Raw genomic sequence first — 14838 nt, 5'->3', positions numbered from 1 at the left:
TCAGCCGCGTTGCTCGGCGAAGGACTTCGCGTGCTGCAGGGTGGTCATGCTGTTGGTGCTCAACGCGTTTCGCACGAAATCCTTGGCATCCTCGAGCGTCTTGTCCGCACCGAGGATGTCGGCGATCCGGTCGGTATTGATGGTGACCGTGTGCTGCGAGGTGGCCAGCACGCCGTCGGTGTTCTCGGTGAAGGTCCACCGTCCGGTGTGCAGCGACATCAGCGCGGGCAGGGTCACCTGCTTGTAGACGATCGAATGGTGCGGGTAGGTGACCCGATAGGACTTGGTGGTGTGCACCGAGCCGTCGCGCGTCTTGGTGTCCATCTCGAGCGTCTGCAGGCCGGGCGACGGTTCTTCCAGCCGTGCCGCGGCGACGTGCGGCAGTCGCTCGGTCCACAGCTGCGCCTGATCGATGAATTCGTAGGCCTGTACGGCCGAACCCGCGATCTGCACGGAGTCCTCGAACGAGAAGGTGGAGTCCGCTGCCGCGTAGGCGAATTCGAGTTCGGTCCGCAATCCCTCCAGTTCGCTGCGCGAATTGCGGTCGACCGCCTGGTCGATCCAGGCCAGACCGTCCGGATCATCGTCCACCGCACGGTAACTGTGCTGCAGCCGGACCAGTGCGGTGTGCTCGGACCGCGCCTCGATCAGCCATGCGCCGCTCATGAAGCCCACCGGCGGCGCCGAAATCTCTTGCTGGAAGGTGATTTTCCGGGCCGCTGGGTCGAGTGTGCGGCGCGAAGTCCAGTTCTTGGCGGTGCCGTTGGCCGTCGCCCAGATCCGGATCCGCTCGGCGCCCTCGGTCTGTTCGAGCTGCTCCACGTAGATCGTCGGGCCGAAGATGCGCGGCCAACTGCCGACATCGGCGATCAGCGCGTACACCGTGTCCGCGGGTGCGGCGATCTCGATCTCGTGCTCGACCTCGCGCATAGTGCTGGTAGTCATCGAATTACCTGTTCCTCGAGCTCAGAAATTGCCCAGTCCGCCGCAGACGTTCAACGCTTGCGCCGTGATGGATGCGGCGGTGTCGGAGGCCAGGTAACCGACCAGTCCGGCCACCTCCTCCGGGGTCGAGTAGCGCCCGAGCGGGATCTTGGCCTGGAACTTCTCCAGGATTTCCGCCTCGCTCTTGCCGTAGGCGCTCGCGTAGCCCTGCCGCACCCGCGCCGCCATCGGCGTCTCGACGTAACCGGGGCACACGGCGTTGACCGTGATGCCGGTGGGGGCCAGTTCATTACCGAGCGCCTTGGTGAACCCGACGACGCCGTGCTTGGACGCCGAGTACGGCGCACCGAGCACCACGCCCTGCTTGCCGGCGGTGGAGGCGATGTTGATGATCCGGCCGCGGTCCTTGGTGCGCATACCGCCGGTGTTGAGCACCTCGCGGGTCAGGCGGAAAACGCTGGTCAGGTTGGTCTCGATGACGTCGTTCCACAGCTCGGCGGTGATATCGGCGGTGACGCCGCCGCCGCTGCGCCCGGCGTTGTTCACCAGGACATCGATGGACCCGAACGCGTCGACGGCGGACTGGACGAACTGCTGTACCTCGGTGTCCGAGCGGACGTCCACGGCGGCGCCGTCCACCGTCAGGTTCTCGGAGCGCAACTGCTTCACCGTGGCGGTCACGTTCTCGGCGGTGCGCGCGCCGATGAACACCCGGTGTCCGGAGCCGCCGAGCAGGCGGGCGACGGCCAGTCCGATACCGCTGGTCGCCCCGGTCACCAGGGCTACCGGCGCTTCGACATTCGACATCTGCGTTTCTCCTCAGGCCGCGTTCACGAGACGCGCGTTGACGGCGCCGATCAGGGCCCGCGGTGTGGTGGCCGAGAGCAGGGTGTCCTCGTCCAGCGAGATCTCGAACTCGCGCTCGATCCGGCCGCTGGCTTCCAGCAGCGCGAGCGAGTCGTAACCGAGGTCGTCGAAGAGCACGTCGAGCACGGGTTCGGCGAAGTCGATGCCCTCGTCGCCCGCGGCCTCGAGCATGATCCGGCCCAGGTCGGTGAGTGTGAATCGGTCAGCCATTGTCCTTCTCCTTCATGAGTTTTCGTTGGTCAGCACGAGCGCCGAGTTGAATCCGCCGTAGCCGCGCGCCAAGACCAGCGCGGTGCGCACGGTCGCCGGGCGGGCCTGGCCCACTACCAGGTCCAGCTGCGCCTCGGGATCGGGCTCGACGTGCACGGTCGGCGGGATCAGGCTGTGCCGCATGGCCAGCAGCGCGGCGACGAGATCGAGCGGCCCGGCACCCGAATACAGCCGGCCGGTCATCGTCTTCGGCGCGGTGACCGGGACCGCGCCGGCGCCGAACACCGCCGAAATGGCCTGCGCTTCCACACGATCGAGCTCGGGCAGGCCCGCCGCGTCGGCGAAGACCACGTCGATGTCCGCCGGTGCCCGCCCGGCATCGGCCAGCGCCAGTTCGATCGCTTTGCGCAACCCTGGTCCGTGTGGGTCGAATGTGGCTGCGTAACCGGCGATCTCGCCGTAGGTCCGGGCGCCACGAGCCCGCGCGTGGTCGTCGGACTCGACGACCAGGATCGCGCCGCCCTCGCCGGGCACGTGCCCGTTCGCGCGGGCATCGAACGGCAGGTACGCGTCGGCCGGGTCGTCGCTGGTGCTCAATCGCCCGCTCGCCTGCTGCCCGATCCAACCCCAGGGGCACAGCGACGAGTCGATCGCGCCCGTGACAATGGTGCTGGTGCCCTTGCGAATCGCGCGCCGCGCGGCGGCGACGGCGTCCAGGCCGCCGGCTTGGTCACCGACCAGCACGCTGGCCGGACCCTTCATGCCGTTGCGGATCGCGATCTGGCCGCTGTTCACGGCGTAGAACCAGGCGAAGGACTGGTACGCGCTGACGTACTGACTGCCCCGGTGCCAGAGGTTCTGCAATTCGCGCTGGCCGAATTCGAAACCCCCGGCCGAGCTGGCGGTGATCACGCCGATGTCGAATTCCGGTAGCCGGCTCGGCGTCAGTCCGGCGTCGGCGAACGCCCAGTCCGTGGCGGCCAAGGCCAGCTGGGTCATCCGGTCGGTCTGCGGGAGCAGCCTGCCCGGCAGGTGATCGGCGGCCTCGAAGCCGGGGACCTCGCCCGCGAGCTGTGCCGGATAGCCGCTCGGATCGAACCGGGAGACCCGGGCGATACCCGACTTGCCGGCCACGGTGGCGTCCCAATACTGTTCCGCGCCAAGCCCATTCGGTGCCGCTACACCGAATCCGGTGACCACCGCCGTCGTCATGCCGCGCTCCGTTCGGCGCGGGCGAGCACCATCGCGCTCTGGAAACCGCCGAACCCGCTGCCCACGGTCAGCACCGCGTCGGTCACGTGCTCGCGCGCGGTCAGCGGCACGTAGTCCAGATCGCATTCCGGATCCGGGGTGTGCAGGTTGGCCGTCGGCGGGACGGTGTTGTGCGTCATCGCCAGGATCGACGCCGCGATCTCGATCGAGCCGATCGCGCCGAGCGAATGCCCGACCATGGACTTGATCGAGCTGACCGGGATCTCGTAGGCCCGCTGCCCCAGGCTGCGCTTGAACGCCGCGGTTTCGTGCCGGTCGTTCTGCTTGGTGCCCGAACCGTGCGCGTTGATGTAGTCGATCTCGTCCGGGTTCATCTCGGCTTCGTGCAGCGCCACCCGGATGGCCTCCGCCATCTCGATGCCGTCGGGCCGCAGGCCGGTCATGTGATAGGCGTTGCTGCGGGTCGCGTAGCCCGCGATCTCGGCATAGATGCGCGCGCCGCGGCGCTTGGCGGATTCGAGTTCTTCCAGCACGAACACGGCGGCGCCCTCGCCCAGCACGAAACCGTTGCGGGTGCCGTCGAACGGGCGCGACGCGGTGCCCGGCTCGTCGTTGCGCGGCGAGGTCGCCTTGATCGCATCGAAGCTGGCCACGGTGATCGGCGAGATGGGCGCGTCGGTGGCGCCCGCCACCATCACGTCGGCGGTGCCCTCACGGATCAGCTCGACCGCGTAGCCGACGGAGTCGATGCCCGAGGTGCAGCCGGTCGAGATCACGGTGGTCGCCCCGCGCGCCCCGACCAGTTCGGCCACCTCCGCGGCGAACGAACTCGGCACCAGGCAGCTGTACAGATGCGGCACGGCGTACTCGTGGTCGACCAGGTGCAGCCGCCCGGCGTCACTGACCACGCGGTATTCCCAGTCCAGACTGGTGGCCGCGCCGACCGCGGTGCCGATCGTGACGCCGACCCGGTACGGGTCGTAGGCCTCGAGGTCGATTCCGCTGTCGGCCATCGCATTCCGCGCGGCGACGGCGACGAACTGTGCCGCCCGATCCATCCGCCGGACCTCTTGCGGACTGAGCCCGCCCGCCTCGGGATCGAAGTCGACCTCGGCGGCGATCTTGGACCGGAACGGCGCCGGATCGAAGAAGGTGATGCCGCGGGTCGCGGTACGGCCGGCGCTCAGCAGGTCCCAGAACGCGTCACGACCGACGCCGCCGGGCGCGAGCACCTCCATGCCGGTGACGACGACTCTGCGCTCGTTCACGATTCGGCTGCCCAGCTGTAGAACCGAGTGGCCATGGCGTCCGCGGGCGTACGCCACTGCGGGTCGTAGGCCTCGATGAACGGTTTCAGATCGGCGCTGATGCCGACGAAGCGCGGATCGGTCTTGGCCTGCTCGATCCGTTCGCCGCCGTCCGCGGCGTCGAAGTCCTGCAGGTGGAAATAGAGTCCGCGGTAATAGAACAGCTGCCTGCGGCGGGTACCCATGCGGTGCGGCATCTCGGTGCCGTCGAACTCGGCGAACAGGTCCGCGACCTGTGGGTGCGATCCGGGATCCATCCGCGCCACAATCAATGTGCTGTGCATCGGAGTTGTCTCCTTCTACTAGATTCGACGCTCGCAATCCCAGAAGATCGCCCACATCGGCGAGCGGACTGCACTGGCGAGGATTCTTTACTCCACGCAGCGGGTAGCGATTTCGACCCCGGGTTCCATGATCTTGAAGGAATCGAAAATAAACAAGATTCGAATCGGTCAGGACATTGTCAAACTTTTGATTCCGCTTCGCACCGCCGAAATCCTGCGAGAACACCGAGTGTCAGCGAACTGTCAACTCGCCACGGGCGCCGACCGGCGAGCAGCGATTCGGACTTGACCAAGAATTGACACAAATATGCCAAACCCCGTATTGCCTATTCGTCGGCGGACTGGAAATTATTGAATATCCAGCCGGACGGCTCATTCGCCGGACGCGCTCGCGACAGCTGCCGGCCACCACGACATATCCGGAGGTACCGATCGCAATGCGATTCCTGCTCACCACCTTGCCCGGCACATCGCACCTGTTGCCGCTGGTGCCGTTCGCGCAGGCGGCGCTCGCCGCCGGGCACGAGGTGCGCGTGGCCTGCACCGGTCCGGCGCTGCCCGCCGCGGTGGCGGCCGGGTTGCACGCGCTGGCCGTGGACGACGGCGCCTCGGCCCGCCCGTACGAAGAGATCGTGCGCCGGATCGGCGAGACCGACATGACCGAGACGATGTCGCCCGCGCAGATGCACGCGGAATTCGCGGCCGCGTTCGGCGAAACCGGGAATCTGATGCTCGGCGGGTTGGTCGAGGCTGTCCGGGAATGGCAGGCCGACGCCGTGGTGTACACGCCCATGGCGGTCGCCGGCCTGGTGGCCGCGCGCGCGACGGGCGCGACGGCCATCGTGCACGGTCTCGGCACCCGGTGGCCGACCTACGGGCCCGCGCTTGCCCACCTGCACAGCGCCGCAACCGATCTCGGCGTCACCGAGGCGGTCGAGGCGGATATCGAGATCGATGTCAGCCCGCCCTCGCTCGAGGCCATCCATCATCGGACCACGCCCGCGCCGACGCAGACCTACGCGAGCCGCATCGAGGGCATGCGCTACCTCCCCTACAACGGCGGCGGGGAACTGCCCGCCTGGGTGCGCACGCCGCGCACCGGACGCCGCCGGGTCGCGGTCACCCTCGGCTCGCTGACCGCGACCTACGGCGACGGCACACTGCTGCGGCACATCGTCAAGGGCGCCGCCGAGCTGGACGTCGAGATCATCCTGATGACCGGCGACGCCGCCTTGCCCGGCCCGTTGCCCGAGTACGTGCGCCCGGTGCCGTGGCTGCCGCTGCGCGCGGTACTGGAATCCTGTGCGGCCGTTGTCCATCACGGCGGAGCGGGCAGCATGTACGCGGCCCTGGACGCCGGCGTCCCCCAGCTGGTGCTGCCCGACCGCGGCACCGACAGCGATACCAACGCCCAGATCGCGGTGACCCGCGGCGTGGCACTGCGGCTCGACGCCGGCGAGATCGGCGCGAGCACCATCGAACAGTCGCTCGGCAAGCTGCTCGACTCCGAGAGCCATCGCGACGCTTGCACCGAAGTAGCCCAGGAGATGCACGACATGCCTGCTCCCAGCACGGTAATCGACCGGATCGCCGCCGCGAAGGCGGGTGCGTGATGAGCTCGGTCGAGGTCAGAAAGCTCGCCATCGAGGGCGCGGTGGAGTTCTCCGTGCCGGTATACCGGGACAGCCGTGGACTTTTCACCAGCCCGTTCCAGATCGACGCGTTCGACGCGGCGCTCGGTCACGGCCTGTTCCCGGTCCGCGACATCAGCCACAACGTCTCGGCTCGCGGCGTACTACGCGGCATCCACTACACGACCACCCCGCCGGGGCGCTCGAAGTACGTGTACGTCCCACACGGCCGCGTCACCGACTACCTGGTCGACCTCCGCGTCGGCTCACCGACCTTCGGCCGTTGGGACCAAACGGAATTGGGCGGCGACGGTGCGACAGCCAAGGCGTTGTTCATCCCGATGGGCGTCGGCCACGCCTTCCTCTCGCAGGAGGACGATTCGATCGTGGTCTACGTGATGTCGGAGGGGTACGAAGCGGCCAACGAATTGGCCGTCTCCCCGCTGGACCCGGAGATCGGTCTGCCGATCCCCCGGATCCCCCGTCCGGAGCAGTCCGAAAGAGACCGCGCCGCATTGACTCTCGCGCAGGCGGGCGAACGCGGACTGCTGCCCGACTACGCGACCTGCCTCGAGCTGGAGGCGAAACTGTGGCACTGACACCACCTTTGGTCACCCTGCTCGGCGCCACCGGCTTCGTCGGTTCGGCGGTGCTGCGGGAACTCGCCGCGCGGCCGATCCGGCTGCGCGTCGTCGCACGGCATCCCGCACCGATCCCGCCGGACGCGCGCGCCACCATCGAGGTGTGCCCCGCGGACCTCACCGCGCCCGGCGTGGTGGCCCGCGTGGTCGCGGACGCGAACATCGTCGTGCACTGTGTCGCCTACATCAACGACAGCCCGTCGACCTGGCGGATCGCCGAGGGGGACGACGCCGCCGAGCGGGTGAACGTCGGCATCGTCGCAGACCTGGTCGCCGCCCTGGAACAGCGCACCGACCCGGTCGGCGTGGTCTTCGCCGGCGCCGTCTCCCAGGTCGGCAAGGGTGCGGGCGAGGTGATCGACGGCACCGAGATCGATGCTCCCTCAGGCGAATACGACCGGCAGAAGCTGCGCGCGGAACGGCTGCTGCTCGACTCGCTGGCGGCCGGGCCGCATCGGGCGGTGTCGGCCCGCCTGCCGACAGTCTTCGGCAGCGGGCCACAGTCGACCGCGCGGGACAAAGGCGTGGTCTCGATGATGATCCGGCGCGCGCTGGCCGGCGACCCGCTCACCATGTGGCACGACGGCACCGTCAAGCGCGACGTGGTCTACGTCGAGGACATCGCCCGGGCGCTGGTGGCCGCGACCGAGCACACCGCCGAACTGGCCGGGCGCGCCTGGGTGCTCGGGTCCGGCCACGGCATCCCGCTCGGGCAGTTGTTCGGCACCATCGCGGACCTGGTCGCCGCGCACACTGGCAGCCGGGCCCCCGTCGTCTCGGTGCCGCCGCCCGCCCATGCCGAGGCCGGCGATCTGGTGCACATCACCATCGACTCTTCGGCTTTCCGCGCCGTCACCGGCTGGCAGCCGACCGTACCCCTGGAAACCGCACTGCGCCGGACCATCGAGGTCTGCGCGGCCGAGCGGGTCACCACCGAATCGACGACCGGCTGAGCCGGTGCCTCGACGCCACCGTGACTCGCGCGAGTCACGGTGGCACCGCTGAAGAATGGAGCACACATGGACGTCGGACTCGTCTTCGATCTCCGAAACCCCCGGCAGTGGCAGCGGCCGTGGGCCGACCACTACGCACGCACCCTGGAGTTCTGCGAGGAGGCCGACCGGCGCGGCGCCGGTGGCATCTGGTTCACCGAGCACCACCTCTTCGAGGACGGCTATCTGCCGCAGCCGCTGACCTTCGCGGCCGCCGCGGCGGCCCGCACCCGGCACGTCCGGATCGGCACGGCTGTCGTGCTACCGGCGCTGCGCAAGCCCGCGCAGCTCGCCGAGGAGGCCGCGGTCGTCGATCTGATCAGCGGCGGACGGCTCGAACTCGGCCTCGGTGCCGGCTATCGCGTACCCGAGTACCAGTTGTTCGACGCCGATTTCAGCAAGCGGTTCGCCCGTACCGGCGCGACGATCGAAGAGGTCCGCCGCCTGTGGGAGACCGGCGGTGTCACCCCGGGCCCCGTGCAGCAGCCGGTGCCGATGTGGGGCGGCTTCTATCGCCCCCGCGGGGCGCGGCTGGCCGGCCGGCTCGGCATCGGGCTGATGCACATCTCGCACGAGATGTTCGCGCACTATCAGGTGGGATTGGTCGAGGGCGGTCACGACCCCGAGTCGGCGCGGGTCGCGGATCTGGTGCCGATTCTGCTGGCCGACGACCCGGAAGCGGCGTGGGCCCGCGTCACCCCGTATCTGGCGCATCAGAAGAACACCTACCGCAGCTCCTCGGTCGAGGGCACCGACCGCCCGGCCCCGCCGCCGCTCGGACCGGACGACCTGCGCGTGCGGCCGTTGGACGGGTCCTGGGGACACCTGGAGATCCTGACACCCGAGCAGGCCGCGGTCCGGATCAAGGCCCGCATCGCGGGATTGCCGGTGCGGCACTTGATCTTCTGGGCCGATATCGCCGGCATGCCGGACGACCTGGTGGCACGCAATATCGAGCTGGTGAGCGAGCACCTGCCACCGCTGCTGGCCAAGGAACTCGATGTCGCGGGCACCGCCCGATGAGCATCCGGAGACGCGCATGAGCGGCGAACTCTATCTCGCCGGATGCGCCACCTGGCTGCCGCCGACCGTGTCGACCGGCCAGGCGGTGGCGGCGGGCGACTGCGACGAAAAGCTGGCGACGATGACCGGCATGGCGTCGGTCACCGTGGCGGAGAAGGAATCCGGGCCGGAGATGGCCGCCAACGCCGCTACCGCGGTGCTGGACCGGACCGGTATCGGACCTGACCGGATCGACCTCATCCTGCACGCCAGCCTGTACTTCCAGGGCCATCACCTGTGGTCGCCCGCATCGTACATTCAACGTGTCGCGGTCGGAAACCGTTGCCCGGCAATGGAAATTCGGCAAGTCTCGAACGGTGGTATGGCCGCGCTCGAACTGGCGGGCGCCTATCTCTCGGCGTCCGCCGACCGGGATTGCGTGCTCATCACCAGCGGTGACCGGCTGAACCCACCCGAGTTCGACCGCTGGCGCAGCGATCCCGGCACGGTCTATGCCGACGGCGGCACGGCGCTGCTGGTGTCGCGGCGGTCCGGTTTCGCCGTTCTCCGTGCACTGCACACGGTTTCGGATCCGGAGCTGGAAGGGATGCACCGCGGCGGCGACTCCTACGGTGCGCCGTCGCTCACCGCTCCGTCCCCGGTCGACCTCGAGGCGCACAAGCGTGAATACGTCGCCGCCCGCGGCCGGCAGTACAGCGCCGCGCGCGTGGCCGCGGGCCAGAAGGCCGCGCTGCACGGCGCGCTCGCCGCGGCAGGTGTCGAGCTCGCGGATATCGCGCGAATATCGTTGCCGCACATGGGTTGGCGACGCGTCAAAGCCGGCTTCCTGTCCCAGTTCGACATCGATCCGGAGCGCACCACCTGGTCGTGGAGCCGGACCGTCGGTCACCTCGGCGCGGGCGATCCCATCGCCGGCCTGGACCACCTGGTCGGTACGGGCGCGGTCGGCCCCGGCGACCTGTGCCTGCTGGCCAGTGTCGGCGCCGGGTTCAGCTGGTCCTGCGCGGTCGTCGAAATCCTCAGCCGCCCTTCGTGGGTGGCCGCTACCGAGGGAAATTCCCATGAGTGAGCCGACCCTGGCGATGATGTTCCCCGGCCAAGGTTCGCAATACCCGCGCATGGCCGCGGGGCTCTATCAAGAGGAGCCCACGTTCACCAAGGCGATGGACGAGGTCTTCGCGGCCTTCGGCGCGGAAGGCGCACCGCTGCGCGACGATTGGCTGGCCGCGGCGCCCGTCGTGCCGATCGACCACGTCACACGGGCCCAGCCGCTGCTGTTCGCCATCGACTACGCCATGGCCCGCATGGTGACCAACTGGGGCTTCGCACCCGACCTCGTCATCGGGCACAGCATCGGCGAACTGGCCGCGGCGGCCTTCACCGACATCCTGTCGCTGCCCGAGGCCGCGGGCGTGGTGCTCGACCGGGTGCACCGGATCGCTGCCGCGCCCGCGGGCGGCATGCTCGCGGTGGCCGCGACCGTCGACGAACTCGAGCCGTACCTGTCGCAGGAGGTGGCGCTCGCGGCGATCAACGCGCCACGGCAGACGATCCTGGCCGGATCCGACACCGCACTCGCCACGGTGTCGGCCGAGTTGCGCGCGGCGGGACGCACCTGTCGAACGGTGCCGTCGCTCAGCGCGTTTCACAGCCCGCTGCTGCTGCCCGCGGCCACCGGTAGTCTCGAGTACCTGGCCGCGCTCACGCCGCGGCTGCCGCGCATCCCGGTCTTCTCCTGCTACACCACCCGCCCACTGGACCAGGCGACGATCGCCGATCCGGCGTACTGGGCCCACCATCCCGTGGCGACCGTGCGCTTCTGGCCCACCCTCGACGCGCTCGTCGGATCGCACGAGCGCATCGTGTGCGTCGAAGCCGGTCCCGGACAAGGATTGTCGACCGTCGCGCGCAGGCATCCCGCCATGCGCGAAGGCCGCGGCGCGGTCGTGTCGGTCGCACCTGCCCGCGCCGGTGGCGCGGACTGGCAGGCCGCGGCCGCGGCCTTCGCCACCCTCACCTCGGTGTGCGCACCGCCGTCGTGATCACCCGGCGGCCTCCATCGGCGCCAGCGTCTCCCGGTCGGCCGCCAGCCGCATCAGCAGCGCGTGTGCCACGGAGGCCAGCGTCACGTGCCGATGCCAGCCGCCGTAACTGCGACCGGAGTAGTCCCGGACACCGGCCTTGTCGGCGACCTCGGCGCTGTCCCGCTCGACCCGGGTCAGCGCTGCCGCCAGCCGGACCAGTTCGCCGGCCCGCTCGGTCGGCAGATCGGTCAGCCACAGTGTTCGCGCGGCCGAGCCGGTCTGCGCGGGTATTTCCAGCAGCGCCAGTTCTGCGGCGGGTCCGCCGACGGAATTGCGCGTGCGAGGGGCGAAACCGACCGTCACCGCGGCGGTCCGGGGCGACCGCAATTTTCCCGGCAGCTCACCGTGCGACGGCAACAGCATGCGCCGCCGACTTCCCTTGGCGGCTTTCATGATGTCGCCCGCGGGAATCAGGCAGTCGGCGCGATGGCCGGTCAGCATTTCATCGGCAACATGCAATTTCGTCGCGCGATCGACGCGCGACAGCGATGGAATACCGTGCGCGTGCAACCGCGGCACCACCGCGCGGATATCGAGCTCGCGGGCGTCGAGCACCACCGGCCGCACCGGCAGGTGCCAGTCGTGCTTCAGTCGCAGGCACAACTCGACGATCAGGTCCTCGCGCAGTTGTGGCAGCAGATCCGGCGGAATCGCGGCGGACGAGCGCCGATGCTGGTCGTCGAGCCAGCCGCGCGGCAGGTGCAGGCGCCAGTCGACGGGGGCGCTGAGTTCCGGCGACAGGGCCCAGATCGCAGTCGCCTGTTGCACATTCACCACCCGGCCCGCGGTGGGCAGGAAGCGCCGCTCGACACCTACCGAATGCTGGCCCGACTTCTTGATCGCCATCGAGTGCACCACCAGCGACTCGATCTCCTGCCTGCCGAACAGGTATTCGGCAAGCGCGAAGCGAACCGGGGTCCAGTCCCAGTTCGACGCGCTGATGAAATGGTGCAGACTTTGATCGGTGACCGTGCCGTCGAGTGACCGCGCGATATTCCGCACCGATTTGCGGCCGGGCGAGTCCAGCAGCCCTTTCAAATATTGCGCCGCTCGACTACGTTGATCTTTGCGCGGCAACGAAGAGAATAGAACATTACACAGCTCAGCAGCCTCTTCAAAATCTTCGAACATACGAATGCTCCCCAATATTGCTTTGAACCGCGGAGATTCCAGACAGCCCGGAAATTGTTAGACCAACTTGCGAGTGCGGCGTCCGACGCTCATTACTCTACACAGGTGACATAATCTGCGTAGCTCCCCTCATCGCATTTGACAAAGATTTGACATAGCCACACCGCACCATTAGAGGTACCGGGTTTCAGCTCTGACAAAGATCTGACATCGGGTCGGCACGATGCCCGGACGGGGTACCGGCACCGCGGCCTGAAACACGAAAACGCCCAGGTCAGTACGGTTCTGACGAGCTGGACGTTGATCACTCGCGAACGCTAGCGGACAATCCCGCGCCGCGGAACCGGATGGATCGCCAATTAATTACGGATTCTCGCCAATCCACTTGCCCGGGCCGATGATCGTCGCCGTTTTCGCGCCGCGTTGCACCAGTAGTGCGATATGCAGCCGCGAGGGACAGCCGAGCTTGACCATCACCCGCCGCAGATGGTTGACGACCGTCCACTCCGACAACCCGAGCTCGGCGGCGATCATCCGGTTCGTCTTCCCGGTCGCGACCAACTCGGCGATCTCCCGCTGGCGTGGCGTGAGCGTGTAGAGCGCCGAGCGGCCGTGCACGGAGCGCGCGTAGTCGATCGCCGCCGCCAGGCTCATTGTCGACACGAGCCGCACGGTGTCCGCGAACAGTCGCTCCCCCAACAGCTCCGGCCAATCGAAGAGCTCGCCGTCGGTGCCGAGCGCCGGTATCCCGTGATCGGCACGCAGCCGGACACCGGCCAGCACCAAGGTCGCCGCCGCGGCCACGTACTCGGCACCGGACAGCGCGTAGGCCGCGCCGCAACCCTCGATGGCACAGATCGCTTCGAGCGGGTATCCGTGCACCTGGGGATGCTCGAGCACTTCCCGATAGATCAGCAGCGCCCGATCGGCGGTGCAGAGTCTGTTGCTCGCCAGCGCATTACGCGCCGCGAGACCGCCGTCCGCCGGCGCGATCCGCCGAATCCGCCGCCGCAGCTCGGCCCACTCGGCGGTCACCGGCGCGAGCGGGGTGAGCGCGGTGCGGGCGAGCTCGAGCGAATCGGCATCGGTAACGGCCTGCTCGCCGAACCGCCGCAGCGCCGCGGCCTCACTCAGTAACGCGACCGCGCGCCGAAACCGGCCCGAGGACAACGCCCACCGGCCGAGCAACCGCACCCCGCGCAGCCGCGTCGCGCCGGGCAGGTCTTGGGCCAGGCCGGCCGAGAGCCGCCGTTCCACGTCGTCCAGATGGCCGCACCGGATCCATACGTCTTGCAGATCCGCCGCAATGCCCAGGGCTTCGTCCACCCGGCCGGCGACGCACAGTTCGCTGATCGCCGCCAGGAAGTCCCGGGCGTGCACGTCGGCGCAGGCGGGCACGGGCCGATCGGGATCAATTCCGCGCCCGAGAGATTCAGCCAGCCGGCACAGCCGATCGAGATGCTCGGCACGCAACCGTGCCGCAAGCCTCGGATCGGCCGCCAGTCGCCGACGACACCAGATCCGCACTGTCGCAGTGAGTTCGTAACTCACCTCGCCCTGTGCATCGAGCCTGCCGTACAGCAGGCTGCGATTCACCAGCTCGGCCAGGCCCGCGGTGGTCAGCTCATCGTCCAGGCCACCGAGCAGCAGCACCGCGCCGCGGTTCACCGCGGCGGTGCACTGTGCCAGCCGCAGCAGCAGCTCGAGCAGCGCCGGATCGAGGTCGGTCAGGCCCCAGTCGATGGCGGCGCATAGTGATCGGTGGCGCACGGGTGTGTCCACGGATTGCCCGGACACCAGATCACTACCCGCCTCGATCCGGCGCAGCGTCTCGGCCGCGCCGCCCCGCACGATGTCGGCTGCGGCCAGCTCGAGGGCGAGCGGCACGCCGCCCACCGCACGCGAAATATCTTCCAGCACAGACTTTTCGGCAAGCACACCGGTCTCGTCGTAGTGGCCGTCCATACTGCCGACCAGGAGCTGGGCCGCAGGCGAGAGGTCGCCGTGCTCGGTCGGTGCCTCCGCAGACAGCGCGGACACGCACAGCACGCATTCGTTGCACAGGCCGAGCGGCACGCGGGCGGTCGACACGATCCGCAGCCCCGGGCACCGGTCGAGCAATTGCGCGATGTCGCACGAAATCGCCGCTGCGACAAGGTCACAGTTGTCCAGCAGCAGCACAGCCGGGCCGGTGGCGAGCGCGACAGCGATGCGCCCGAGCAGTTCGGCAGGCTCGCTCGGGCGGTCCGGCTCCGGTCCGCACAGCTGATCCAGCAGGCCGCCCAGCGCGACCGGGCGATCGGTCGCCGACGCGAGATCCACCGATACGACCCGGTGCTCACGAAAAGCCCCGGCCCGCAACGCTGCCCGGGCCAGGCTGCTCTTCCCGACACCGGCCGTGCCGGTGAGCGCGAGCAACCGGACCCGTCGATCGGCCAGCAGCCCGGCCAGTTCGGCGAGTTCCTCGGTGCGATGCAGCAACACCGGAGCCCGCCGCCCCGCGAACTTCAT

General features: G+C 68.8%; 14 protein-coding genes. 6 read left to right on the top strand and 8 right to left on the bottom strand.

Annotated features, from left to right (window positions below; translation table 11 throughout):
- The 6 genes from O3I_RS07565 to O3I_RS07540 are packed head-to-tail and all read right to left on the bottom strand — an operon-like array spanning position 1 to position 4825.
- Complete coding sequence (locus O3I_RS07565; RefSeq protein ID WP_041562473.1) at positions 1–945, bottom strand: aromatase/cyclase; 945 nt, start codon at positions 943–945, stop codon at positions 1–3.
- Between the two features lie 21 nt (positions 946–966).
- Positions 967–1752: a 3-oxoacyl-ACP reductase FabG gene (fabG, locus tag O3I_RS07560; protein WP_014982310.1), complete on the bottom strand. Its 786-nt coding sequence runs from the start codon at positions 1750–1752 to the stop codon at positions 967–969.
- A gap of 12 nt (positions 1753–1764) precedes the next feature.
- Complete coding sequence (locus O3I_RS07555; protein WP_014982309.1) at positions 1765–2022, bottom strand: acyl carrier protein; 258 nt, start codon at positions 2020–2022, stop codon at positions 1765–1767.
- Between the two features lie 12 nt (positions 2023–2034).
- Positions 2035–3234, bottom strand: a complete 1200-nt coding sequence (locus tag O3I_RS07550) for a ketosynthase chain-length factor (protein ID WP_014982308.1) — start codon at positions 3232–3234, stop codon at positions 2035–2037.
- Positions 3231–4502, bottom strand: coding sequence for a beta-ketoacyl-[acyl-carrier-protein] synthase family protein (locus tag O3I_RS07545; protein ID WP_014982307.1), 1272 nt, complete (start codon positions 4500–4502; stop codon positions 3231–3233). Before O3I_RS07545 ends, O3I_RS07550 begins: the two co-directional genes overlap by 4 nt.
- Positions 4499–4825, bottom strand: coding sequence for a TcmI family type II polyketide cyclase (locus tag O3I_RS07540; protein WP_014982306.1), 327 nt, complete (start codon positions 4823–4825; stop codon positions 4499–4501). The genes O3I_RS07545 and O3I_RS07540 overlap by 4 nt, the downstream gene beginning before the upstream one ends.
- Before the next feature lie 437 nt (positions 4826–5262).
- On the opposite strand from O3I_RS07540, the gene O3I_RS07535 reads away from it, so the two are divergent.
- From O3I_RS07535 to O3I_RS07510, 6 genes are all read left to right on the top strand, one after another.
- Positions 5263–6438 carry a nucleotide disphospho-sugar-binding domain-containing protein gene (locus O3I_RS07535; protein ID WP_014982305.1) on the top strand — a complete coding sequence of 392 codons (1176 nt, stop codon included), beginning with the start codon at positions 5263–5265 and terminating at the stop codon, positions 6436–6438.
- Entirely contained in the window at positions 6438–7055 is a 618-nt protein-coding gene (locus tag O3I_RS07530; RefSeq protein WP_014982304.1) for a dTDP-4-dehydrorhamnose 3,5-epimerase family protein, read from the top strand. The genes O3I_RS07535 and O3I_RS07530 overlap by 1 nt, the downstream gene beginning before the upstream one ends.
- Positions 7046–8050, top strand: a complete 1005-nt coding sequence (locus tag O3I_RS07525; protein WP_014982303.1) for an NAD-dependent epimerase/dehydratase family protein — start codon at positions 7046–7048, stop codon at positions 8048–8050. Before O3I_RS07530 ends, O3I_RS07525 begins: the two co-directional genes overlap by 10 nt.
- Before the next feature lie 66 nt (positions 8051–8116).
- Positions 8117–9112 carry an LLM class flavin-dependent oxidoreductase gene (locus O3I_RS07520; protein ID WP_014982302.1) on the top strand — a complete coding sequence of 332 codons (996 nt, stop codon included), beginning with the start codon at positions 8117–8119 and terminating at the stop codon, positions 9110–9112.
- A gap of 16 nt (positions 9113–9128) precedes the next feature.
- A complete protein-coding gene (locus O3I_RS07515; RefSeq protein ID WP_041563497.1) occupies positions 9129–10181 on the top strand; it encodes a ketoacyl-ACP synthase III family protein in 1053 nt (350 codons plus the stop codon).
- Complete coding sequence (locus tag O3I_RS07510; protein ID WP_014982300.1) at positions 10174–11154, top strand: acyltransferase domain-containing protein; 981 nt, start codon at positions 10174–10176, stop codon at positions 11152–11154. Before O3I_RS07515 ends, O3I_RS07510 begins: the two co-directional genes overlap by 8 nt.
- On the opposite strand, the gene O3I_RS07505 is transcribed toward O3I_RS07510, so the two are convergent.
- Both O3I_RS07505 and O3I_RS07500 read right to left on the bottom strand, forming a co-directional pair.
- Entirely contained in the window at positions 11155–12327 is a 1173-nt protein-coding gene (locus O3I_RS07505) for an IS701 family transposase (RefSeq protein WP_081593915.1), read from the bottom strand.
- A 363-nt stretch (positions 12328–12690) separates the two neighbouring features.
- On the bottom strand, positions 12691–14838 hold the full coding sequence (locus O3I_RS07500; protein WP_014982298.1) for an ATP-binding protein: 2148 nt from the start codon (positions 14836–14838) through the stop codon (positions 12691–12693).

Source organism: Nocardia brasiliensis ATCC 700358 (assembly GCF_000250675.2).
Taxonomy (GTDB): domain Bacteria; phylum Actinomycetota; class Actinomycetes; order Mycobacteriales; family Mycobacteriaceae; genus Nocardia; species Nocardia brasiliensis_B.
The sequence above is the reverse complement of the archived record's forward strand: the minus strand, read 5'-3'. Positions and strand labels throughout refer to the sequence as shown.